This is a genomic window from Agrobacterium sp. Ap1 (genome assembly GCF_017313375.1).
GTDB lineage: Bacteria > Pseudomonadota > Alphaproteobacteria > Rhizobiales > Rhizobiaceae > Neorhizobium > Neorhizobium cellulosilyticum.
In genome coordinates this window covers 82,127-105,420 of record NZ_JAFLMY010000009.1, presented here as the reverse complement: position 1 = coordinate 105,420, position 23,294 = coordinate 82,127, and the positions used below count along the sequence as shown (strand labels likewise).

General features: G+C 58.8%; 21 protein-coding genes. 13 read left to right on the top strand and 8 right to left on the bottom strand.

The genetic code is table 11. The features are described 5' to 3' along the window. Positions 1 to 7: 7 nt before the first annotated feature. Positions 8 to 1,744 carry a bifunctional alpha/beta hydrolase/class I SAM-dependent methyltransferase gene (locus JZX87_RS18310; protein WP_148144533.1) on the bottom strand — a complete coding sequence of 579 codons (1,737 nt, stop codon included), beginning with the start codon at positions 1,742 to 1,744 and terminating at the stop codon, positions 8 to 10. 121 nt (positions 1,745 to 1,865) lie between these two features. On the opposite strand from JZX87_RS18310, the gene JZX87_RS18305 reads away from it, so the two are divergent. Further along, complete coding sequence (locus JZX87_RS18305; RefSeq protein ID WP_206827200.1) at positions 1,866 to 2,465, top strand: CDP-alcohol phosphatidyltransferase family protein; 600 nt, start codon at positions 1,866 to 1,868, stop codon at positions 2,463 to 2,465. Between the two features lie 15 nt (positions 2,466 to 2,480). Here JZX87_RS18305 and JZX87_RS18300 read toward each other — a convergent pair whose 3' ends face one another. Beyond that, entirely contained in the window at positions 2,481 to 3,797 is a 1,317-nt protein-coding gene (locus JZX87_RS18300) for a replication-associated recombination protein A (RefSeq protein WP_206827199.1), read from the bottom strand. A 300-nt stretch (positions 3,798 to 4,097) separates the two neighbouring features. On the opposite strand from JZX87_RS18300, the gene JZX87_RS18295 reads away from it, so the two are divergent. The 4 genes from JZX87_RS18295 to nadC all read left to right on the top strand — a co-directional run bounded on the left by JZX87_RS18295 (position 4,098) and on the right by nadC (position 8,455). Beyond that, positions 4,098 to 5,003: an NUDIX hydrolase gene (locus JZX87_RS18295; protein ID WP_206827198.1), complete on the top strand. Its 906-nt coding sequence runs from the start codon at positions 4,098 to 4,100 to the stop codon at positions 5,001 to 5,003. Positions 5,004 to 5,072: 69 nt separating this feature from the next. Further along, a complete protein-coding gene (gene nadA, locus JZX87_RS18290; protein WP_206827197.1) occupies positions 5,073 to 6,044 on the top strand; it encodes a quinolinate synthase NadA in 972 nt (323 codons plus the stop codon). Next, positions 6,041 to 7,594, top strand: a complete 1,554-nt coding sequence (locus JZX87_RS18285; RefSeq protein ID WP_206827196.1) for an L-aspartate oxidase — start codon at positions 6,041 to 6,043, stop codon at positions 7,592 to 7,594. Before nadA ends, JZX87_RS18285 begins: the two co-directional genes overlap by 4 nt. A 15-nt stretch (positions 7,595 to 7,609) precedes the next feature. Continuing rightward, positions 7,610 to 8,455 carry a carboxylating nicotinate-nucleotide diphosphorylase gene (gene nadC / locus JZX87_RS18280; protein WP_206827194.1) on the top strand — a complete coding sequence of 282 codons (846 nt, stop codon included), beginning with the start codon at positions 7,610 to 7,612 and terminating at the stop codon, positions 8,453 to 8,455. A gap of 224 nt (positions 8,456 to 8,679) precedes the next feature. Here nadC and JZX87_RS18275 read toward each other — a convergent pair whose 3' ends face one another. The 4 genes from JZX87_RS18275 to JZX87_RS18260 form a co-directional block, all read right to left on the bottom strand. Next, positions 8,680 to 9,879 carry an MFS transporter gene (locus JZX87_RS18275; RefSeq protein WP_206827192.1) on the bottom strand — a complete coding sequence of 400 codons (1,200 nt, stop codon included), beginning with the start codon at positions 9,877 to 9,879 and terminating at the stop codon, positions 8,680 to 8,682. Between the two features lie 101 nt (positions 9,880 to 9,980). Beyond that, positions 9,981 to 10,718, bottom strand: a complete 738-nt coding sequence (locus tag JZX87_RS18270) for a LytR/AlgR family response regulator transcription factor (protein ID WP_148144525.1) — start codon at positions 10,716 to 10,718, stop codon at positions 9,981 to 9,983. Next, positions 10,715 to 12,370 (bottom strand): LytS/YhcK type 5TM receptor domain-containing protein, encoded by a 1,656-nt coding sequence (locus tag JZX87_RS18265; RefSeq protein ID WP_148144524.1) that lies wholly within the window; start codon positions 12,368 to 12,370, stop codon positions 10,715 to 10,717. Before JZX87_RS18265 ends, JZX87_RS18270 begins: the two co-directional genes overlap by 4 nt. A gap of 105 nt (positions 12,371 to 12,475) precedes the next feature. After that, positions 12,476 to 13,105 (bottom strand): GntR family transcriptional regulator, encoded by a 630-nt coding sequence (locus JZX87_RS18260; protein ID WP_206827190.1) that lies wholly within the window; start codon positions 13,103 to 13,105, stop codon positions 12,476 to 12,478. A 113-nt stretch (positions 13,106 to 13,218) separates the two neighbouring features. Between JZX87_RS18260 and JZX87_RS18255 the strand changes: the two genes are divergently transcribed. From JZX87_RS18255 to JZX87_RS18235, 5 genes are read left to right on the top strand one after another with little or no spacing between them, the layout of a single operon-like run. After that, entirely contained in the window at positions 13,219 to 14,646 is a 1,428-nt protein-coding gene (locus tag JZX87_RS18255; RefSeq protein WP_148144522.1) for a M20 family metallopeptidase, read from the top strand. Beyond that, positions 14,643 to 15,362 (top strand): ABC transporter permease, encoded by a 720-nt coding sequence (locus tag JZX87_RS18250; RefSeq protein WP_148144521.1) that lies wholly within the window; start codon positions 14,643 to 14,645, stop codon positions 15,360 to 15,362. The genes JZX87_RS18255 and JZX87_RS18250 overlap by 4 nt, the downstream gene beginning before the upstream one ends. Then, positions 15,362 to 16,084 (top strand): ABC transporter permease, encoded by a 723-nt coding sequence (locus tag JZX87_RS18245; protein WP_148144520.1) that lies wholly within the window; start codon positions 15,362 to 15,364, stop codon positions 16,082 to 16,084. Before JZX87_RS18250 ends, JZX87_RS18245 begins: the two co-directional genes overlap by 1 nt. Then, positions 16,081 to 16,860 carry an ABC transporter ATP-binding protein gene (locus JZX87_RS18240; RefSeq protein WP_404945492.1) on the top strand — a complete coding sequence of 260 codons (780 nt, stop codon included), beginning with the start codon at positions 16,081 to 16,083 and terminating at the stop codon, positions 16,858 to 16,860. Before JZX87_RS18245 ends, JZX87_RS18240 begins: the two co-directional genes overlap by 4 nt. 37 nt (positions 16,861 to 16,897) lie before the next feature. Beyond that, positions 16,898 to 17,743, top strand: coding sequence for a transporter substrate-binding domain-containing protein (locus JZX87_RS18235; RefSeq protein ID WP_148144519.1), 846 nt, complete (start codon positions 16,898 to 16,900; stop codon positions 17,741 to 17,743). Between the two features lie 121 nt (positions 17,744 to 17,864). On the opposite strand, the gene JZX87_RS18230 is transcribed toward JZX87_RS18235, so the two are convergent. Further along, entirely contained in the window at positions 17,865 to 18,707 is an 843-nt protein-coding gene (locus tag JZX87_RS18230) for a D-hexose-6-phosphate mutarotase (protein ID WP_206827188.1), read from the bottom strand. A gap of 462 nt (positions 18,708 to 19,169) precedes the next feature. Here JZX87_RS18230 and JZX87_RS31810 point away from each other — a divergent pair, with 462 nt between their 5' ends. The 3 genes from JZX87_RS31810 to JZX87_RS18215 are packed head-to-tail and all read left to right on the top strand — an operon-like array spanning position 19,170 to position 22,422. Next, positions 19,170 to 20,648: a DUF4153 domain-containing protein gene (locus JZX87_RS31810; protein WP_206827186.1), complete on the top strand. Its 1,479-nt coding sequence runs from the start codon at positions 19,170 to 19,172 to the stop codon at positions 20,646 to 20,648. 54 nt (positions 20,649 to 20,702) lie between these two features. Next, positions 20,703 to 21,407, top strand: a complete 705-nt coding sequence (locus JZX87_RS18220) for a response regulator transcription factor (RefSeq protein ID WP_148144517.1) — start codon at positions 20,703 to 20,705, stop codon at positions 21,405 to 21,407. Between the two features lies 1 nt (position 21,408). Beyond that, positions 21,409 to 22,422, top strand: a complete 1,014-nt coding sequence (locus JZX87_RS18215) for a sensor histidine kinase (RefSeq protein ID WP_148144748.1) — start codon at positions 21,409 to 21,411, stop codon at positions 22,420 to 22,422. Here JZX87_RS18215 and JZX87_RS18210 read toward each other — a convergent pair. Continuing rightward, positions 22,419 to 23,240, bottom strand: coding sequence for a glycosyltransferase family 2 protein (locus JZX87_RS18210; protein WP_148144516.1), 822 nt, complete (start codon positions 23,238 to 23,240; stop codon positions 22,419 to 22,421). The two genes, JZX87_RS18215 and JZX87_RS18210, sit on opposite strands and share 4 nt — an antisense overlap. Between the last annotated feature and the right edge of the window lie 54 nt (positions 23,241 to 23,294).

The following is a 23,294-nucleotide window of genomic DNA, read 5'->3' as shown; positions in this document are numbered from 1 at the left end:
CTCGGCCTCAGATACGCTCGGCCAGCGACACGGTGAAAATGCCCCATTTGTCGATACGCTGCTCGATCTTGCGGAAACCGGCAGCGGCGACCAACTGGTCCATCTCCTGCTGTGTGCGTCGGCGCATGATCCATGCCTCGCCGCCGCGGTGAGAGGTGAGCGCCCGCGCGATCATCTCAAGCTGCGGATGCCATGGCTGGCCGGTATAGAGCAGCAGCGATCCCGGCTCCAGCGCCTGCGAAAGACCGCGCAGAGAGGCTTCGATGGCGTGATTATCCGGGAACAGTTCGTAAAGGCCGGAAACCACGGCGAGCGTAGGCCTGGGCTCGATCGAAGTCAGGCCGGCCGTATCGAAGGCATCGGCGCGATGGAAGCTCGCAATGTCACTCAGGCCACGCTCGGCGATGAGCGCGGTGCCTTTCTCGACATTGATCGGCGAATAATCCTGCAGCCGGATGCTGTCCGGTTTCACCTCGGATGCCGCTACTGCGTCGAGAATGTAGCGCCCGTGACCGGCGGCGATATCGAGCACCCGTACCGGCTTGTTCTCGGCTTTCAGGCGCGCAAACGCCCTTCCGATCAGTTCTTCGAGATGCACCTTACGCTGCCGGATACCGCGCCAGCCTATCGCATCGAGAAACTGCCGGTCAATCAGCCGGCCACCTGGACCAAGGCCCCGCGCATCGTTCTCATAAATGTAATCGAGTGTCGAACCGGAATCGAAACCGGTCCGCAGGCCCGTCTTGATACCGTCGGAAAAGAGACCGCCGAAGCGGATCGAGGCGCGCGTGAAAGCCCAATACAATCCGCGCGGCGAGGCTATCGACAATGGCGTCGCCAGCCGGTCGGCCTCGTCGCGGCTGTAACCGGATAGGTGAGCCTGCCGAAGATCAGCAACGACCGGCACCTCCTCGAAGCGTTCGGTGATGAACGAACGTACCTTTTTCACGGCCTTGGCCCGGTCCCGTTCGCCGAGCGTGTCGTGATAGAAACCGGGCAGCACATGACGTTCCTTGATCGTGCTGCCGAGGTTTTCGAAAAAGCGATGTTGCGGCGCGTGGCGCACGACGAAATCGCTGCCGGAAATAAGCAACTGCGTCGGCACCGTGATCGCGCGGGCGTCCGCGACAACCCTGTCAGCAGCCTCGTAAAGCTCGAGAAGAACATTGGACGCAATCGGCCGGGTAATCAGCGGATCGCTCTCGAACGATGCGATGCGCTCGGCATCATGCGTCAGAAACCGTGCCTTGACGTAGGAGTTGACGAAAAACGTGCCTTTCAGCTTCTGCCACAGCGCAATCCCCTCCCGGGCGAAAGGCACGTAAAGCTTGACGTCGAATGCCGGCGAAGCCAGCACCAGGGCGCGGATGCCAGGCGCATAATCATGCACCCATGTGGATGCGAGCACCGCGCCGACACTTTGGGCCACGACGGCGACCTGATCCATGGCAAAGCCGCCGGTCTCGCGGATATGACGAACGAAGCAGTCGAGATCGCGCACCGAATGAGCAAAAGATGGCGAGTGGCCGCGTTCGCCGGGAGAGCGGCCATTCCCGCGCGCATCCCAGGCGTAGAAGGCGAAATCGTCGAGACCAAGCTCTTCGACAAGATGGGCGACCCTGCCGCCATGCTCGTGGCCGCGGTGCAGAAGAACGATTGCACCCTTCGTCGTACCGGAGCGAGCGGGCCAGTGGCGATAGAAGAGTTCGACGCCGTCATGGCTCGCAAACGCGGTTTCGATCATGCTTTTGTCACTCCCGCCCATCTGTTCCGTAACCTATACGGATGAAAGCCCCAGGTTTGCAGTTGATTTCTTCAACTTGCGTCTGCATTTGTTGAACGCAATCAAGCGGATTCGAGCTTTCATGTCGATCTACAAACTGAAGTCGTCATTCCAGGCCCTCCTTCGCCCGCTGGTTGGGCACCTCGCAGCAATAGGGGTGACCGCCAACCAGGTGACACTGTTCGCCTCCTTCGTTTCCGTTGCGATCGGCGTCCTGTTGATCATCGAACCGCTGCCTGCGCTGTTTGCGCTCGTGCCGATCTGGATGTTTCTCCGCATGGCCTTCAATGCCGTCGATGGCATGCTGGCGCGCGAACATGGCCAAAGGTCCGCGCTTGGCGGCTATCTGAACGAGATTACCGACGTCGTGTCGGACGCAGCGCTCTACATCCCCTTCGCGCTGATTGCGCCTTTCTCCCTGCCATGGATCGCAACCATCGTCTTTCTTGCGGTACTGACGGAATTTGCCGGCGTTCTCGGCATCGCGCATGGAAACGGCCGCAATTACGAAGGGCCGATGGGCAAGAGCGACCGTGCCCTGCTCTTCGGAGCCCTGGGCGCGCTCGTCGCCATATTCGAGACCCTGCCCGACTGGACATGGCATATCCAGCCAATGGCCTGCGTCCTGCTGATCTGGACGGTGGTCAACCGTGTGCAAGCCGGTCTGGTCGATCCGCGCTGATCGGTTAAGCCAATATCAGTGTTTGTCGCCGAAACGCCGCGCCGTGGCGCGGCCGGTCACCTGCTCCCAATGTTCGTCCGCCCGCCGCTCGAAGGTTGCGGCATCGCGCGCATCGCTCTGGTAGAAGGAGCCATGCGGCACGTCCGGCGCATAGACCTGATCGCTCCAGCCGCGACCATCGTCATGCGGAAAGGCATAACCGACATGGCCGAGCGCCGCCGCTCCCTTGTAGTGCGCGTCGCGCAGATGCATCGGCACGGATGACGGCGCCTCGCTTGCCACATGGGCAAGCGCCAATGAAATGCCGCGGCAGGCGGAATTCGATTTCGGCGCGCGCGCCACATGAAGGGCTGCATGCGCAAGCACGATCTGCGCCTCCGGATAACCGATCTTCTCCACCGCATGAAGTGCGGCAACAGCCGTCTGCAACGCGGTGTTATCGGCCAGCCCGACATCTTCCGAGGCGTGGATCATGATGCGGCGGGCGATGTAGCGCGGATCCTCGCCGCCATGCACCAACCGCGCCAGCCAGTAGAGCGTTGCATCCGGATCCGAGCCACGCATGGATTTCACGAAGGCCGACACCACATCATAATGCGCGTCACCGGACCGGTCGTGATTGACCGGCGCCGCCGAATAGGCCTCATCGACCATCTCCTCCGTGATCACCACAGGCTTTCCCGAAGGATGGCCGACGGCAAGGCTTTCGAGCACGGTGAGAGCAGGGCGCGCGTCTCCGCCGGAGCGACCGGCAATGCGCCGCAGCAGTGCCGGGGCAAGCTCAACCGCAATGCCTTTGCCGGCGAGATGATCGAGGCCGCGCCGCACGACCTCCTCCATCTCCTCGATCGCCAGGGGCTCCAGCTTCAGGATGGTCGATCGGGAAATCAGAGCGGGCGTCAGCGAGTGATAGGGGTTGCCGGTCGTCGCGCCGATGAAATCGGCAATCCCTTCCTCGCAGAGCGCCAGAAGATGATCCTGTTGCGTCGCACTGAACCGATGCACCTCGTCGGCGAACAGCAGCGTCGGCCGCATGCGCGCCTCGTCGGCAATCTTGCGGATATCGGCGACATTGTTATGCGCCGCATGCAGCGGCCTGAAATTCTTGCCCAGCATGTTGCCGATGGCGCGGGCAATCGAGGTCTTTCCAAGCCCGGGCGGGCCATAGAGAATGATGCTGCCCAGCCGCCCAGCAGCGATGCGCCGACGCAGCATCGTTCCTTCGCCGAGAACCTTCTCCTGACCGATGACGTCGTCGAGCGTCGTCGGACGCAATTCCGCCGCGAGCGGCATGGAGCCGGTACGGGGTGCGGCATCGAAAAGATCGGTCATGGGAGCCTCATCGAAAGGATTTCCATTCCGACGGCCGCATCTAAATTGCTGCCCGCCGGATCAGGTTCGTCTACCGGCCTCCGCAGGCTGGGTCAAATACAGCAATTCGCTCCGCGATCTGACGCGGATATTCAACTGGTTCATCCTCCGTCGCATTGACTGGCACGGTCAGGCTCTATGATCTCACATACCTGAACAACAACAGATATCCCCAATGCATTCATTCCCAAATTCTGCCCGCTCTGATAGCAAATCAAACAGGAGACATGACGATAGATTTGAGACCAGACAGGACCTCGTTTGCCGGATAGCCAAACACATATCGAGCTCATTGCCGCGCTGACTGCCGTGACGAGCGATGTTCCGCGTGTCATGACGGTAAAATCGGGAGAGGCGCTACCGTCTGGTCCGTTCGAGCTGGGGCACCGCAGCCTGCAATCGGGTTTGCGCGAATGGATTGGCGACCAGACCGGGCACCCAATCGGCTATCTCGAGCAACTCTACACATTCGCCGACCGGGATCGTTCATCGGCAGGGAGCGATGACGGCAGGACGATTTCGATCAGCTATCTTGGGCTTGTCCGCGAACAGGCCGCGCCCGGTGCAGGCAAGCCCGGCTGGCATGGCTGGTACGAATATTTTCCCTGGGAAGATCATCGCAATGGAAGACCCAATAGTCTGCAGTCCATCGCAGAAAGTCTGCACGCTTGGATCATCGCCGAGCCTTCCCGCCGCGAACATCGCCAGCGCCGAACCGATTTCGCCTTCGGGCTGGACGGCAGCCCTTGGAACGAAGACCTGACACTGCAGCGATATGAATTGCTTTACGAGGCTGGGATCGTGGCCGAGGCTGGGGGAAAAGCCGACCCTGCGACCGGACGCCCGATGTTTGCGGATCATCGCCGTATTCTTGCGACTGGAATCGCAAGGCTGCGCGCCAAGATCAAATATCGACCGGTCGTCTTCGAACTGATGCCGGAAAATTTCACACTGCTGCAGCTGCAGCGAACCGTCGAGTCGCTGGCGGGGCTGACACTGCACAAACCAAATTTCCGGCGGCTCATAGATCAACAGGAGTTGATCGAGGAAACCGGCGGCATGAGCAGCGAAAGCGGTGGCCGTCCGGCAAAGCTCTTTCGTTATCGGCATGCGGTCCTCGAAGAACGTGCCCTGTCGGGTTCGAAACTTCCGCTCTCGCGTAATTGACATAATCTCGAATCGAGAATAACTATTTGCCGCACATATACTCAAATAGAGTATTAAAGGGGGTTATCGATGAATTCGCCGATTTCCATGTCGTCGCTCTATGAGCGCGTTCGCAGAGTGATGCCTGAAGCGGAGTGGTTGTCGCACCAGGAAAACGTTAAAACGATCCTCGAGTTGAAACGAAGCCGTAATGCGGTAATCCTCGCACATAACTACCAGACACCGGAAATCTTCCATGGCGTTGCCGATATCGTTGGCGACAGTCTGGCGCTCGCTCGCAAGGCAATCGATGTAGAGGCAGACGTGATCGTTCTGGCCGGCGTTCATTTCATGGCGGAAACCGCAAAGCTGCTCAACCCGGAAAAAACCGTGCTCATCCCGGACATGGGCGCCGGCTGTTCGCTGGCAGAATCCATCACGCCGGAAGACGTGGCGCTTCTGCGTCAGGCCCATCCCGGCGTGCCGGTCATCACCTATGTCAACACGTCGGCGGCCGTCAAAGCGGCGTCGGATATATGCTGCACGTCAGGCAACGCAAAGAAGGTTGTCGAATCCCTCGGTGTGTCGAAAGTCCTGATGATCCCGGATGAATATCTGGCACAAAACGTGGCCCGCGAGACAGATGTCGAGATCATAGCCTGGCACGGCCATTGCGAAGTGCATGAGCTTTTTACCTCCCAGGATGTGCGCGACCTGCGTGATGCGCATCCCGGCATCACCATTCTGGCGCATCCCGAATGTCCACCTGACGTGGTGGCGGCAGCTGATTTTGCCGGCTCCACGGCTGTCATGTCGGACTATGTCGGAGCCAAGAGCCCGGCGCGCGTCGTTCTTCTGACGGAGTGCTCGATGAGCGACAACGTCGCGGTCGACCATCCAGGCGTGGAATTCATCAGACCCTGCAACCTCTGCCCGCATATGAAGCGCATCACGCTCTCCAATATCCGCCAGGCGTTGGAAGAAAATCGCCATGAAGTGACAGTCGATCCCGCCGTGGCAGCAGGCGCACGGCTTGCTGTCGAAAGGATGCTGGCGATATGACGGAGTATCTCGATCGCTTCGCCGACCAAGTCGTGGTGGTCGGAAGCGGGCTCGCGGGACTGGTCACGGCGTTGACGCTGGCGCCGCAGCCGGTTCTGCTCCTGACACGGGCGGCACTGGGGGCCGAAAGCTCCAGCGCATGGGCGCAAGGCGGCATCGCCGCAAGCCTTGGCGATGACGACAGCGTCGGCCTGCATCTAGCAGACACGCTGGCAGCAGGCGACGGATTGTGTGACGCCGACGTCGCGGCTGCGATCCTCGCAGACGCACCGGCCGCGATCGCATCGCTTGAGAGTTTCGGCGTGCAGTTCGACCGGAGCCCTGACGGAGCCTATTTGCTTGGACTGGAGGCTGCACATTCACGGCACCGCATCGCCCATGTCGCCGGCGACGGATCGGGAGCTGCGATTGTGCACGCCCTCGTGGAGAAGGTTAGCCGCACACCATCGATCACAGTCATGGAAGGCATCGAAGTCCGCCGCTTGCTGAAGACAGATGATGTGTTGTCCGGTCTTATCTGCGCAAGCCGATCGGGGCCTCTCGTCATTCCTGCAACGCGGATCGTTCTCGCCACGGGCGGACTTGGCGGTCTTTACGAAACGACCACGACCCCGAGCGGCAATTACGGGCAAGGCATCATGCTCGCCGCCCGTGCCGGCGCCAAGCTTGCCGACATGGAATTCGTACAATTCCATCCAACCGCGCTCGACGCCGCCAACTGGTCCGCCGGGCGGCCGCTGGCACTTGTCAGCGAGGCGGTGCGTGGCGAGGGCGCTATTCTTGTCAATGACAGGAACGAGCGGTTTCTGGCCGATCAACCGGCTGCCGAGCTTGCCCCACGCGATGTCGTTGCCAGAGCTATCAGCGCCGAAATTGCCAAAGGCAGCAGGGTGTTCCTCGATGCGAGAGAGGCTTTGGGGCAAGGCTTTGCCAACCGTTTCCCGACAATAACGCTTCTATGCCGAGAAGCCGGTGTTGACCCGTTGCGAGAGCGCATTCCCGTTCGGCCTGCCGTTCACTATCACATGGGCGGCGTCGCAACCGATCGTCAAGGACGCAGTACTCTCGATGGCCTCTGGGTTGTCGGCGAGGCCGCCTCGACCGGCCTGCATGGCGCAAACCGCCTAGCCAGCAACTCGCTTCTTGAAGCCGCGGTCATGGGCATGAACGCCGCCCGCGATATCCTTGCGAGGCCAAGGTCAATGGCCCCGATATGCAACGCGATCGAGCTGCCGGTATCATCGGATCTTTCGTTTGTACGACCCATCGTCTCTCGCAGTCTCGGTGTGCTGCGCAATTCACAGACGATGAGATCTGCGATCGGAAGCCTGCTGCCATTGGTGGAACAGGATGGGGCGGCGGCAGATCCCGCTCTTGTCGCTATTTCCATCGCCGTCTTTGCATTAATGCGGGAAGAGTCACGTGGCGCCCATGCCCGAACCGATTACCCGCTCAGCCTCCCGGACGCTCGGCGCCAAAGAATGACACTCAGTGCAGTGCTGGCCGCCGCGCGCCAAATGGCGCCCCTATCCCTCATTCACAGTGCTTAAAGAGCGACATACGAGATGATTGCAACGCTTCCCCGGATCGTTATCGAACCCACAGTACGCAACGCCCTAATCGAGGACTTGGGACTTGCCGGCGATATTACGTCAGCAGCTGTTATTCCTGTAGGACATCGCTCACGCCTTGCAATGGTCAGCCGCAACCCAGGCGTGATTGCCGGTCTCGATGCCGCCGAGCTTGCGTTTCAACTCATAGATCCGGCGGTTGGCATGGTTCGCCATATGGAGGACGGTTCTGTGGTGAAGCCCGGCGATGTGATCGCCACCATCGAAGGGCCTTCCCGCGCCTTGCTGACCGGCGAACGTACTGCACTGAACTTTCTCGGCCACCTCTCCGGTATAGCGACCGTGACAACGAGCATCGTGTCAGCCATATCAGGCAGCAAAGCGTCGGTCGTCTGCACCCGCAAGACGACCCCGGGATTAAGGTCGCTCGAAAAATACGCCGTACGAGCCGGGGGCGGCATGAACCATCGTTTCGCGCTGAACGATGCGGTTCTCATCAAGGACAATCATATCGCGATTGCCGGCGGCATTGCAGAAGCTATCCGGCGCGCGAAGGCGGGCGTTGGGCACATGGTCAAGATAGAAGTTGAGGTCGACACGCTCGATCAGCTGCTAGAAGCCCTGCAGATCGGGGTAGATGCCGTCCTGCTCGACAACATGACGCCGGTCCAATTGCGTCAGGCGGTCGATCTCGTCGCCGGTCGGGCGATTACCGAGGCTTCCGGCAATATCAATCCGACGACAGCAGCTGAAATCGCTGCCTCCGGCGTGGATCTGCTATCAGTCGGCTGGATCACCCATAGCGCACAGGTGCTGGATATCGGATTGGACTACATTTAGAGCGCGATATGCCTCGACGATATGAAGTTTGCCGTCCGAACGCCGCACAAGAAACCCGACAAGACGCCCACCCTCAAGGCGATCGGGCCAGAGCTTTGACCGGCCATCTACAGCTGCATATTTCCAAAGCCTCGCCAATGGCGAGGCTTTGAAGCGTTGGCTGCACGCGGCCAGGATGGCTTCAGATATCACGAAGTGAAGACATCTGAAGGATTTCTCGACGTTCAATGTACGGTCGCGGTCTTTGCGTGATGCGACCGGCTTGGCCAAAGGCTGATCGAGCACAGAAGCGAGGCGAACAGCAGCAGCAGCGACAGGTAGAATGTCGGCAGGAAGCCGCCGAGGACGAAGGAAACGATCGAACCGACGACACTGCCGATACCGAAGCCCAGATAGATCAGGCCGTAGTTGCGGGCGAGGTTGGTCAGGCCGAAGAAATCGCTGACGAGGCCCGGATAGACGGTGATCGTTCCGCCGAACGAGAAGGCAACGCAGGCGACAGCGAAGAAGAACGAATATTCATTCAGCGGCACGAAAAGCAGCATGGCCATGCCGGTCAGGGCGCAGGCAAGCGCGATACTGATGATGTGGATACGGGCAATCTTGTCCGACAAGATGCCGAGAACGAGCCTGCCCAGCAGGTTAGCGGCAGCGATGATGGCGACGGTATCGGCTGCAACCGAAGTCGACAGGCCGACGTAACGCTCACCGACATCCTTTGCGACACCGATCAGGTATAGGCCACTCATGCAGACGGTGAGGAACATCAGCGCCAGCAGCCAGTACCTTGGCTGACGGACGGCCTCTGCCAACGTGTAATCCCTTGCGCCGGCACCGGCTGTCTGAGCACGGGTTTGCGGAGCCTCGCTGATGAGCAGCGCGCCGCCGACAACCAGAACCAGGGCCGCAATCGCCCACAGGCCGAAAGCGCTTTCCATGCCGAAACGGTTGATCAGCTCGAGGTTCAGGTATTTGAAGCCGAGACTGCCGAGACCATAGGCGCCGATCGAAAATGCCGAAGCCAGGCCCTTGCGCTCGGGAAACCATTTGACGCAATTCGACAGGGTGAGCAGATAGCCGGCGCCATCGGCCGCGCCGATCAGAATGCCGCCGTAGATATAGAGCAGCGCGAGATTGCTTGCCGTCGAGGTCAGATAAAGGCCGAGGCCAAGCGCAAGGCCGGCGGTGATTGCGACGCTGCGAAGCCCGAACTTCTCCTGCAGTTTTCCCGAGAGCGACGAGCCGACGGCAAGTGCCAGGCTCAGCAGACCGAAGGTGAACGCAACCTGGTTCAGCGGCTGCGAAAGCTTGGCTGAAAGTCCCTCGTTGAACAGGCTCCATGTGTAGACCGAACCGAGGCCGAACTGGCACAAAATGGTGCCGACAAGTGTGAAATAACGCTTTGAATTGGAAAGAGCGGTCATCCGCGTTTCCTCCTTTATGAATATGGAGGAAACCTAGGCCGCTCTTTATTCCGCCTGTTCGAAAAAGGCGTGAACTGCACGATCGGTGGAATGAATGGCAGTCAGAGCTGCATGAGTTGCTTGAACTCTTTCAAGTGAGACCGGCTGACCGGAATTTCGACATCATCGAAATTGTGCAGCTTGATGACATAGGTACCATTGAACCACGGTGAGATCTCGCGGATCTTGGACGTGTTGATGCACCAGGAGCGATGGCAGCGGAAGAATGTGTCTGCCGGCAGCTTTTCGGCGAAATCGCCGATGCTGGTCGGAATGACGAAATGCCCTTTGACGGTATGTACATAGGTCAGCTTCTCGTCGGCACGGGCGTAATAGATAAGGTCCGCCGGCAGCACGAGGATGCTGTCCTTGCGCGGAATGTTGACCGTGCGCTTGGCTGCGGTAACCGGCTGGGGTACCGGCTCCGCCGATGCTGCCGGGGCCGGTTGATTTTCCAGCTTCTTCAGCGTGTTGGCGACACGCTGCTCATTGAAGGGCTTGAGGATATAATCGAACACTTCGAGCTCGAAGGCTTCGGCCGCATGTTCCTTGTAAGCCGTGACGATGACGATCTTGGGCGGATTGCTCTGCTTGTGAAGGCTGCGCGCCAGCGTCATCCCGTCGATCGACGGAATGTTGATGTCGAGAAACACGACGTCGAGATCATGTTCCTGCATATAACGCAGGGCCGCAAGGCCATCTTCCTGCGTTGCCACGACCTCGATGGAACTATGGTTCTCGATCAACCATTTCAGCTCGTCCCGCGCCAGATATTCGTCTTCAACGATCAGGGCCTTCATGCGGCTTCCTTGTTTTCGAGCGGCAGATCGAAGCTCACGGACGTACCCGGTTCAAGCCTCTGGATCGTCAGCCCCTGGCCATGCAGCAGCTTCAGGCGCTCATTCACGTTCATCAGACCAATCCGGTCGCGCACGGCCTGGCCATTGGCAACCGCTTCGATGACTTCGGGATCGATACCCTTGCCCGTATCGCGAATGGTGACATTGACCCGATCGGTAAGGCGCTTCACTGCGATATGGACTTCGCCCGGCTTCGGCTGTGACTGGATGCCGTGCAGGATGGCGTTTTCGACCAGCGGCTGAAGTGAGAGGCTTGGGATCTCGACATTCACGTCATCAACATCGAACGTGACCGTCAATTTTGGCCCGAAACGCGCCTGCTCGATCGCCACATAGTCCTGCACCTGCCGCAACTCGTCCTTTATGTCGATCATGCCGTCGCTGAGCGAGAGGTTCTGGCGCAGATAATCCGCAAGCTTGGCAATCACCTGCCGCGCCTCGTCGGGGCGAAGCCTTACAAGAGACGAGATGGCGTTGAGCGCATTGAAAAGGAAATGCGGATTGATCTTGCTCTGAAGTGCGCGGAATTCCGCCTTTGCCGCCATCTCGCGCAGAGCTTTTACGCGCGACAGTTCCATCTGCGTCGAGATCAGCTGCGACAGGCCGACACCGAGTTCACGCAGTGAATCCGTGATCATGTCCGGCTTGGCGAAGAAGATCTTCAGCGTGCCGGTGACAAGGCCGTTCTCGCGCAGCGGCACGATCGCCACGGAACGGAAATCCGCGGCCGGATAACGATGCAGGTTGTTGTCGATGGTGATACGGTCGTTCCGGATGGCATCGGCCGTCAGTTCACTCAGATGCTTGTGCTTTTTCTCGTCGTAATATTCGTGACCGATACCGACATAGGCAAGGACATGGTCGCGGTCGGTGATCGCCACCGCGTCCGCCCCCAGGCATTCGTGAATCACGCCGCAGACCTTTGCGAAAGTATCATCCTGCACGTTCTGGAAAAACGGCAGGGTTCGGTTGGCGATGATGAGTGCAAGCTTTGCCTCATGGGCTGCCGTCAGCTCCTTCTCGTCCTCGATATCCTGAATGCGCTTGATGATCATCCCGGTACACATGGAGCCGATGATCATCGGCCAGGCGATTTCCGCAACGATCGCGCTGCCGACACCAACTGGGGCCAGAAGCAGGATGAGCAGCATGGTCAGGCATTCGCAGGCCATGCCGGCAAGGCTGCCGGTCAGCCAAAGCCACCTGCGGCGACCGCGATAGTGGATAACGGTCGATAGAAGCCCGGCGCAGATGCTGCTGATCAGGCAGGCGGTTGCCGACGGGCCGTGGATGTCGATCAGGAAACGGTGCAGGCCGGAAATGATGCCTGCGGGGATGCCGACCCACGGCCCAAACAGAATACCGCCGGACATGATGGCGATGGTGCGGACGTTGACGAGCGCGCCTTCGACCGGAATGCCCATATAGGTGCCGCCGACCGCAAAGCCGGAAAACAGTGCGGACAGAAAGGCAAGTTCAAGCCCGCTGAGCCTGCCTTTCCAGAGCACGTTCTTGAAAAGGCGCGTGCGTCCGAGAAAGAACAGCACCATCAGCATCAGCGCTGCGCGTTCGAAAAGAGCAAGTAGAATCATAATGAACCGAAAAACGAGCGAGTGAACCGAATCTCGGCCGCTCTGAATGGGTCGAATTGAAAAACTGACGGGATTGTGCGACTTTTGAGCAGGAATTGAAACCGGCTATTTCTGCCGGATGTGCCGCTCGATGAGTGTCCTCAGCCGCATCTCGTCCTGGTCTTCGATTGCATTGACCATCTCGTGGTGTTCCGCAGCCGAAACCTCGATCCTCGATCGCGTATGCCACTGCGACACCGGGGCGGAGGACGTACGCTGCCGCAGTTCCGCAATCACGCTGTGCAGTTCCACGTTTCCGGCAAGATCGACATAAGCGCGGTGAAAGGCGAGGTTTGCCTCGTAAAGCTCGAGCACCGTGCCCGAAAGAAGCAGGCCCTGAAACCGGTTCGCCAGATCTCTGAGACCCGCGATATCCGCCGTCGTCGCATGTGCAATGACTTTTCCGGCAATACCGGTCTCCAGCATGATGCGGATCTCGGCGATATCGTCCCACTGCTTTCCGTCACTCAGATAGACATGATAGCCGCGATTGGGGACATGCTCGACAACCCGCTTGAGGGCGAGACGATCGAGTGCGCGGCGAATTTCGTTGCGGCCGCGGCCATAACGCGTCTCGAGATCGATCTGCTTGAGCCACGTGCCGGGCGCATATATGCCGGACTGAATATCCTGCAGGATCAACTGGGTCGCATCCCGCTCTCCATCCACGTCGGTAACCGTCTGGGAACCCGTCATCACCACTCTCGAAGCCCGCATACCTGCTCAATAAATAATCAAAAAGAAATGTTGCGCAAATGTTATTCCGTAAATAGGATTGGTACCAATTTTGTCAACAAAAGACCGATAGCATGAAAAATTCCGACGCCGTCTGGGAACTCGTCGACAACAAGACGCCCGATTATGCCCGCCTCGCCGACCAGGTATGGGACACACCAGAGGTGAATTACGAGGAATTTTCTTCCAGTGAAGCGCATGCGGCACAGCTTGAGGCGGAAGGTTTTCGGATCATCCGCAATGTCGCAGGCATGCCGACAGCGGTGATGGGCGAAGCCGGCGAAGGCGGCCCGGTCATCGCCATTCTTGGTGAATACGATGCCCTGCCCGGCCTCAGCCAGGAAGCCGGTCTCGCCGAAGAGCGCCCGCTGGTCGCCGGCGGTCACGGCCATGGCTGTGGGCATAACCTGCTTGGTTCCGGCTCCCTGCTCGCGGCAGCAGCCGTCAAGGATTACCTCGCCGCCAACAACCTGCCCGGCCGTATCCGTTATTATGGCTGCCCGGCGGAAGAAGGCGGCTCCTCGAAAGGTTTCATGGTTCGCGCCGGCGTGTTCGATGATGTCGATATCGCCATCTGCTGGCATCCGGCCGCTTTTGTCGGCGTCAACAATCCGGTCTCGCTTGCCTGCAATGAGCTGAATTTCCATTTTTCCGGCCGCGCATCGCATGCGGCTGCCACGCCCCACCTCGGACGTTCCGCTCTCGATGCTGTCGAGCTGATGAATGTCGGCGTCAATTATCTGCGCGAACACATGCCGTCGAGCGCACGCATTCACTACGCCGTCACGGATACTGGCGGCCATGCCCCGAACGTCGTCCAGGCCCGTGCCACGGTCCGTTACCTTGTGCGCGCACGCGACCTGCCGGACCTCCTCGAACTCGTGGATCGCGTCAAGGATGTCGCAGCCGGCGCTGCCCTGATGACCGGCACGACAGTCAGAAGCGAAATCATAAGCGGTGACGCCAACCTCGTCGGCAACACGCCGCTCGAGACCCTGATGCACGGCCATATCGAGCGTATCGGCCTGCCGGATTTCGATGATGCCGATCGCGCCAAGGCTGCCGAATTCCAGAAGACGTTCACGCCGGCCGACATCAAGTCGTCCTTCCAGCGTTTCGGTCTCAAACCCCGCCCCGGCGTGTCGCTCTGCGACGTGATCTTCCCGCCGGAAAGCGGCGATACATCGATCGTCGGCTCCACCGATGTCGGCACCGTCAGCTGGGTGGTTCCGACCGTGCAGGTGCGCGGCGCCACTTACGCAATCGGCACGCCCGGCCATTCCTGGCAGCTGGTCGCGCAGGGCAAGCTGCCGGCAGCCCACAAGGGCATGGCCCATGCAGCCAAGGTCATGGCCTCGACGGCTGCGGATCTCTTCGCAAATCCAGAACGGATTGCCGAGGCAAAGGCCGATTTCGCCTATCGCCTCGAAGGCACGCCCTTCGTCAACCCGATCCCGGATGACGTCGATCCTCCGATCCCGCTCGTCCAGGATGCTGCATGACACAACCCTCCTTTCTCGATCTGATCGGCAGCGGGCCGGATGGCTGGGGACCGGCGCTTGCCGCCGGTGCGATGATGACGATCCTGATCGCGCTCGCAGGCTATGCCATCGGCATGGTCTTCGGCGCGCTCGGCGCATGGGCAAAGATTGCAGGCGGACCGGTTGCCCGCGGCGTTGCCGGCACCTACACCACGGTGCTGCGCGGCATTCCTGATCTGCTCGTCATCTACCTCTTCTATTTCGGCGGCAGCACGGTCATTTCCGCCTTCGGCCATCTCTTCGGCGCAAGCGGCTTCATCAGCTTTCCCGGTTTTCTCGCCGGTGCACTCGCCGTCGGCGTCACCTCCGGCGCTCAGCAGACGGAAGTGTTTCGCGGCGCCTACAAGGCCGTCCATGCCGGCGAACTTGAAGCGGCGATTGCCTGCGGCATGCCTCCCTTCCTGCGCTTTCGCCGCATCATCGCGCCGCTGACCTTGCGCTACGCCCTGCCCGGCATGGGCAATGTCTGGCAGATCGTGCTGAAGGAATCCGCCCTCGTGTCGATCACCGGCGTTGTCGAATTGCTGCGCCAGTCGCAGATTGGTGCCGGCTCCACCGGTCGCCCTTTCGACTTCTATTTCATCGCCGCCATGATCTATCTCGCCATCTCGACCTTGTCGGGCGCGCTGCTGCAGTTCAGCGAAAAGCAGTTCACCCGCGGTGTCCGGAGGGGCTGATGGATTTCCTGTTTCTCTACGAGACGTTTGTCACGCTGATCTCGGCCATTCCGACGACGCTGCAACTGGCTGCAACATCGGTGGCTTTGGGAACCGTCCTCGCACTCGGGCTGGCGCTCTGCCGGCTCTCCGGCATTGCCCCTCTCGACTGGTTCGCCCGCGCTTATATTTTCATCTTCCGCGGCACGCCGCTGCTCGTGCAGATCTTCCTGATCTATTACGGCCTCAGCCAGTTCCGCGGCGTACGCCGCAGCATGTTCTGGTTTATCCTGCGCGATCCCTACTGGTGCGCGATCATCGCGCTGATGCTATGCACCGCCGCCTATTCCGCCGAAATCATCCGCGGCGGCCTGCTGTCCGTACCGCATGGCCAGGTGGAAGCCGGCCGCGCCTGCGGAATGTCACGTTTTCTGGTGTTCCGCCGCATCGTCATGCCGCTGGCAATCCGCCAGTCGCTGCCGGCCTATTCCAACGAGATCATCTCCATGGTCAAGGCGACCTCGCTCGCCTCGATCATCACCATCATGGAAGTGACGGGCGTTGCCGCGAAGCTGATTTCCGAAACCTACCGGGCGATCGAAGTCTTTATCGTTGCAGGCGCGATCTATCTCGCCATCAATTTCCTGCTCACCCGCATCGTCGTCCTGACAGAATATCGCCTGAGCCCGCATTTGCGACAAGCGCCCAGCCTTCAGCCCGTTGCGGCAGGAGAAATGAAATGACCGCAATGACACCCAATACTACACCTGCGATCGAGGTCCGCGGACTGCGCAAGAGCTTCGGCCCGGTCGAAGTGCTGAAAGGCATAGACCTGACGGCGCATGAGGGCGAAGTCATCTCCATTCTCGGTTCGTCCGGTTCCGGCAAATCGACCATGCTTCGCTGCATCAACATGCTGGAAACACCCGATGCCGGCGATATCAGCGTGGCTGGCGAAAAAATATCTCTCAAGCGCGATGCAAGGGGTCACGGGCATATTGTCGACCGTCGGCAGGTCGAACGCATCCGCTCCGAACTCGGCATGGTGTTCCAGAGCTTCAATCTCTGGTCCCACAAGACGGTGATCGAGAACATCATCGAGGCGCCGATCCATGTGCAGAAACGGCCGAAGGCCGATGTGATCGCCGAAGCCGAAGCGCTGCTCGAAAAGGTCGGCATTGCCGACAAGCGCAATCATTATCCCTCGCATCTTTCCGGCGGCCAGCAGCAGCGTGCGGCAATTGCACGAGCGCTCGCCATGCGCCCCAAGGTCATGCTGTTCGACGAGCCGACATCGGCGCTCGACCCGGAACTGGTCGGCGAGGTCCTGCGTGTCATGCGCTCGCTTGCCGACGAGGGCCGCACGATGCTGGTCGTCACCCACGAAATGGGCTTTGCCCGCGACGTATCCAGCCGGGTGATCTTCCTCCATCAGGGCGCAATCGAGGAACAGGGTAGCCCGGAGGAGATGTTCACCCACGCGCAGTCGGAGCGTTTTCGCAAATTCATCAACGCCTGAGACCAATGAATACCCAACAAGGAGACGGGTAACGACAATGACAATCATCAAGACACTGGCTGCCGGCATGTTCGCAGCGATGACGCTTGCGACCGGCGCTTTCGCGCAGGAAAAGACGGAAATCACCATCGCCACCGAAGGTGCATTTCCTCCCTATAACCTCACCCGCCCGGATGGCACGCTGGACGGGTACGATGTCGAGCTGGCGCACTATCTGTGTGATCACATGAAGATCAAGTGCACCATCGTTGCCCAGGCTTTCGACGGCATGATCCCCGCGCTTAACGCCGGCAAGTTCGACGCCATCATGGCCGGCATGTCCGCCACCGAAAAGCGTAAGGAAGTCATCGATTTCTCGATGTCCTACGGCAGCACCGGCCAGGCTTTCGCCGTGCTGAAGGACAGCGACCTTTCCAGCATGCCGCTGAAGGACGCGCTTTATTCGCTCTCCAGCAATCAGGAAGGCGCACGCAAGGCCGTCGAAGAGCTGAAGCCGCTTTTGAAGGGCAAGATCATCGGCGTGCAGACCGCCTCGATCGCGTCGCGCTTCATCGACGAATATCTCAAGGACACCGTCGAAAAGCGCGAATACAAGACCACCGAACAGCATGACCTCGACCTGATCGCCGGCCGCGTCGACGTGATCATGGCGTCGATGGGCTATCTGAAGACCGCCGTCGAAAAGCCGACCAACAGCGATATCGAAATCGTCGGCCCGCGCTTCCAGGGTGGCTTCCTCGGCGCCGGCAGCTCCGTCGGCCTGCGCAAGAGCGATACGGCCCTGAAGGCTAAGTTCGACGAGGCGATCACCGCCGCCAAGGCTGACGGCACGCTGAAGACCTTGTCGATGAAATGGTTCGGCTTCGATCTGACCCCGCAATAATTCTGCGATCGAGGGGCAGGCGCCGCTGAAAGCGCGGCGCCTGCCCCTCACGAAAGATTTTTTACCGACATTAAAGACGGTAATCACACTACGAATGATCGCCTGCGGCGCATTCCGGAATTTATCGATCGCCTTGAATATCTTCCATTTTCTGGACCCCGCGCCACGTTGCGCCAGGAGCAAGAGAGATAGGCGCGTCAATAGCCGCAGCCTCGACGCAGACAAAATGCCGCCAGGCATCATCGGGCAGATCGGCGATGGTGGCGCAACGTTCCGGGCCAGGATTCCATACCACGGTATCGGGCATGCCCTGCGTAGAAATCCGTAACTGACGAGCGCCCTCTTCGAGGGTGAGTGCCCCCGTGGTGTTGTAATAAATGCGGTCGAGCGGGCGGTCGATCAGCAACCGCGCGCTCGTCTCAGTATCGATGACATTTTCCTTTAGCTTGTCCAGATAGCGGACATTCTGCAAGCCCGCGATGGCTACGTTCGCGATCTCTGTCACCCGGAAGTAAGTGTGGATCGCTGCGGTAAAGGAGAAAACCTCAGCCCCTGTATTCGATACCGAAAAAACGATCTCCAGGCTGTGGTCCGCAACTGTCACTTGAAGTTCAGCTTGGAAAGCGTGCGGCCACAGCGCGCGAGTCTCGTCTGTGTCGCGAAGCTGTAACCGCGCAATCTCGGCGCCATCTGCACCGCCCGGAACCGGCGTCCAGATCTGGTTGCGGAAGAAACCGTGCAGCGGCAGATCGCCGAGGGTGGAGAATTGCGGAAAGCAGATTGGCGCGCCGCCACGCACCGCGCTACCCGGAGAAAAATCGGCCAGCTCCGACAGATAGATGTTCTCCGTACCTTTCGCAGACTGCCAGGAAGCCAGTTGAGCGCCATGATGCAGAACGGCGGCCGCCGCGCCTCCCGGTGTCGTCAGGTACGATTTCGAGGGAGCTGGTTGAAATGAATTCATGATGTCTTTCTCTTCCCATGGAGCCGCGCCAGGCGACGTTGTCATTTTTGTACAGCAGACACATGGAGTTGAGTATGCGGCAAAGCTACCACGTACGGTCAGCGGAGCTTGGCTGCACGATCCTGCTTCAAGCCCGCCAGCGCCATTTGTGGAAAGCCCGTTTTAAGATTATCTGCCGGAGAACATGCATTCTCCCAAAGGCATCTCGATGAAGTCGGCTCGGTTCGGACCAAAATCCTGAATATCTCCTCATGGCCTGCACATAATCTGCAAATGCCATGGGCATTCTGCCGACATGAAAAAGCACCTCATTCCCGATCGCTCCACCCTTCCCCGCTTGCCCTATCGCCTCCTCGCCGAGGACTGGTGGCTTGGAGAAGATTTTCGCCGTGAAGGCCCAGATCCATCTGTCGGCCGCGGTGAGGAAATTCATCTCCATTGGCATGAGCGCGGAATTCAACCATGCAACTGACCCATCCCCAATTCATCATTACGAACGCCTTCTCAAACGGCAAGAGGCGTGTAGCCGTTCTTGCCGCGACGGTCGCACTTGCGGATTTTCTCTCTTTCAGACAAGCATTTGGCCTGAATCTTTTTCTTTTGCCGATCTTACTTACTTGCGCCATTCTGATTTCGGCACGCAAACCGACGCATCCAGTTACCGCCGCTGTCTATCTCTGCCTCTCCGCCATCGCATCAGCACCATTGCTGGAAGCACCGACGGCGAGCGGGTTCATTATCTCGATGGCAGCAGTGATCCTTATCGCCCTCAAAGCCGCAAAACTTCTGCCGAAAAGACCGGGCGCAATCCCTCTCGTTCTTCTGCGTTTCATGCCATCGATGTTGACCGGATTGCCGAAAACCTACCGACGATATTCACGTTCTCTATCCGGTCGAACGATCTTTGGTGCAGCGCTGAAATCGCTTACCGGCTGGATGCTGCCACTCGGTATGGGGCTGGTTTTCCTGCTTCTGTTCAGCGCCGCCAATCCGTTGATCGAGATGGGCCTTCACAATATCGATCTGCGGTTCATGTTGAACCTGCTCGATATCAGCCGGCTGGCGTTCTGGCTGGCTGCGGCAAGCTTGATCTGGGCTATGATACGCCCACGATTGACACCAAAACGCAGGCGATCGTCGATAGATCCCGTGGGGGATAGCCCAATAACCGGCCTCCTCGATCACAGGGCACTTGTCCGCTCCCTGGCGATATTCAATCTGCTCTTTGCCATGCAAACCGCGCTCGACCTCATCTACCTTTGGGGCGGTGCAGAATTGCCGGCAGGAATGAGCCATGCCGAATATGCACATCAAGGCGCCTATCCATTGGCGGCAACCGCATTGCTGGCCGCAGCATTCGTGCTCATTGCCATGCGCCGGGGCGGGCCAGGGGACGCGAGCCGATTAATTCGCGCTCTCGTCATTGCATGGATCATCCAGAACGTCCTTCTCTGCCTGTCATCCATTCTAAGGCTCGATCTTTACGTGGAAGCCTATTCGCTGACGCATCTGCGGCTTGCTGCGGGTGTGTGGATGGGACTGGTTGCAACCGGCCTGATGTTCATCCTCTTGCGGATAGCATTGCGACGTTCCAACGAATGGCTGATTTCGATGAACCTCTTAACTTTGGCAACAGTTCTATACTTTGGGGCATTCCTCGACTCTTCAGCGTTTATCGCGCGGTTCAATGTCGAGAACAGTCTGGAATTTTCCCAACATGGAACGCCACTGGATATCCACTATCTTGCCTCGCTTGGCCCCTCAGCCATTCCGGCGCTTGATCTTTACCTATCCGCCGCGCCCGAAGATGGCGACAAAAGACGTCTGGCAAGCTTTGCGAAACAGCACCTTGCTTTCCCGATCACATCGCGGCCCCAGGCGTGGCGCAGCTGGAGCTACCGGCAAGAGAGGATGAAAAACTATTTGCTGACAAGGCTTTGATTGGGCCATGAAACGACGATATCACCGACATGGTCGAATATCTCGGGAGACATCATGCCACTCCGCATCCTTGTTGTTGATGACGAGCCGAACATCCGCGACGTCATCTGCTTTGCGCTGGAACGTGCCGGCATGATGACCGAAACGGCACGGAACGGATCTCAGGCCATGATGGCGTTTCGTTCCGGCAGGGTTGACCTCATCATTCTCGACATCGGCATGCCGGATATGGACGGGCTGGATCTCTGCCGTCAGATCCGAAAGACTTCTTCGATCCCGATCCTTTTTCTCTCTGCAAGGGATGAAGAGATCGATCGGGTTTTGGGATTGGAAATCGGCGGAGATGACTATGTTACAAAACCTTTCAGCCCACGCGAATTGGTTGCGCGGGTCAAAACCATCCTCAAGCGCAGCGGTGTTTCGGGCATAACCGAAAAAAATGAGCAGGGTGTGGTCGCTGGTGGTCTGCGGCTGGAACGAGCTAGCCGCACTGTAAACGTCAATGGCACTCCCATGACGCCCACCGCTCTCGAATTTTCGATCCTCGAAACCCTGATGACGCGCCCGGACATGGTTTTCAGTCGCGAGCAATTGATGCAGGCCGCCTACGGACCCGGAACGTATGTCTCCGACCGTACGATCGACAGTCATATCCGCAATATAAGGGCGAAGCTGGCAGCGACCGGCGCCGATAACATCATCACAACGGTCCATGGCGTCGGCTTCAAGCTGCGCGCGAACAATGAGCGAGGCAGCTGAAATGCCGGCTCCGCAGGTCAAATCGAAATGGCGGCCACCGATCGCGCTCATCGTCTATTCGGTGCTTCTATCGATCATGATGTTGCCAATCATCAGCATCATCTGGTTTCGAGCAACAGACAGCGCTTCCTTGACGACGTCGACGGAGGCCGCCGTACTTCTTGTTGTGTTTCTCGTAACCCTAGCGGTTGCCTATGTTCTCAATCGAAACATTGCCGGCCCTATCAATGCGCTGATTGTGCGATCGAACGAGATTGCCCAAGGCGGGAGAGCCGCGATCCGGCCGCTTGAAAGCTACGGCACGCGCGAAGTCGCAACCTTGTCCCAGAGCTTTCTGGATCTCGCCGGCAAACTTGTCGATCGCAGCGAATATGTGCGTTCCTTTGCTGCACATGTGTCGCATGAACTAAAATCGCCCCTGACCTCGATCCGCGGGGCGGCAGAGTTGATGCTCGACGATGGTGACGATCAGGTTATGACCAAGGCCGAACGCCTGCATTTTCTCGAAAATATCATCGACGATTCGAAGCGGCTTGACCTGTTGCTGGAGAGACTTCGCGAACTCGCTCAAGCAGAAACAGCGCTCCCCGTCGACAAAATCTGTGCCGACGAGATCCAAAGCATGCTTCAGGTCCGCTTTCCCGATTATGTGATTGCTGTATCAGGACAATCGGCGGCTCGCTTCGCGCTTCCGATTGAGGCGGCCAATGTGGTCTTCGCAAACCTCGCGGAAAATGCTTTCCAGAATGGTGCAACGCGCCTCGATCTTAGGGTGGAAGCCAACCGGCTTTCCACCAAGATCTTCGTAGCGGACGATGGGAGCGGGATATCGGACGCAAACAAGGACCGTGTGTTCCAGCCATTTTTCTCGACCCGGCGACTGGATGGCGGAACAGGAATGGGGCTTGAAATCGCCCGTACGATGCTCGCCTCGCACGCAGCAACAATCACGCTGCAAAAATCATCCTGCCAGGGCACCGTTTTCCTGGTTACCGTTCCGCAATCGAGAGGCTAGATGGTTGGTCCAGGCACTTCCGGCACTTCTCCGCCAAGAATGCGGTCCGCAAACGAGATTTTGGAGATGCCATGGCGAGTGAGAAGCTCCTGGTCCTCATGCGAACGGAATTCCGCCTGCTGGGTCGGTGACGAGTAATATTTGCCGATCAGCATCGGCAGACGCACCATTTTTAGCCCTTTTTGATGCACCGCGCCCCAAAACAACGTATCGCCAATCGATTTGATGATCGATCCATCGTTGAAATAACTCGGATAATATTTCCCCAACGCTGCGGCATGCCAGAGGGTCGCCGGACCAAAAGTGCCGCGTTCACCGGACCCCGAGCCCAATCTCAGCCGCGAATGTGGTTTGGGCGGCCACTCGGATACGAATTCCGAAGCGATAAGCAAAGGCGCCTTGAACGGCTGATCCAGATGGGAGTCATCGAAACAGATCAGCCACTCGCCGCCAACGAGCGCCGCCGACGAGGCGCAGGACGCTCCAACCATCATTTCCACTGCATTGGTGGCCAGGCGATCGTCAAGATTGAGGTTCATGACATAGAACGACTTGTTGAGCGCGACGGCTGCAGCCCACGCTTCGTAGATCGAAAGTGGGCCTGAGAACACGTAGCAATCCGCATCCAGCCAATCCGGCGGCGTATCACCATTGTCGAAAATGTAGATCATGCGCACGCCAATACTCTGGCGGCGCAGATTAACATAATGGGATTTTAGAAGATCGAGCTTGTTTTGCTGCCGATGCCAGACCGCGCAATACACGGTAACCAGAGCGCCCTCAAAATCGCTCTGCGTCCTCACTCGGGTATAATGCATATCGGGGAATTCCTTCGCCGTAAGGTTCGCGCATGGAACAAGCGTCATTTATTG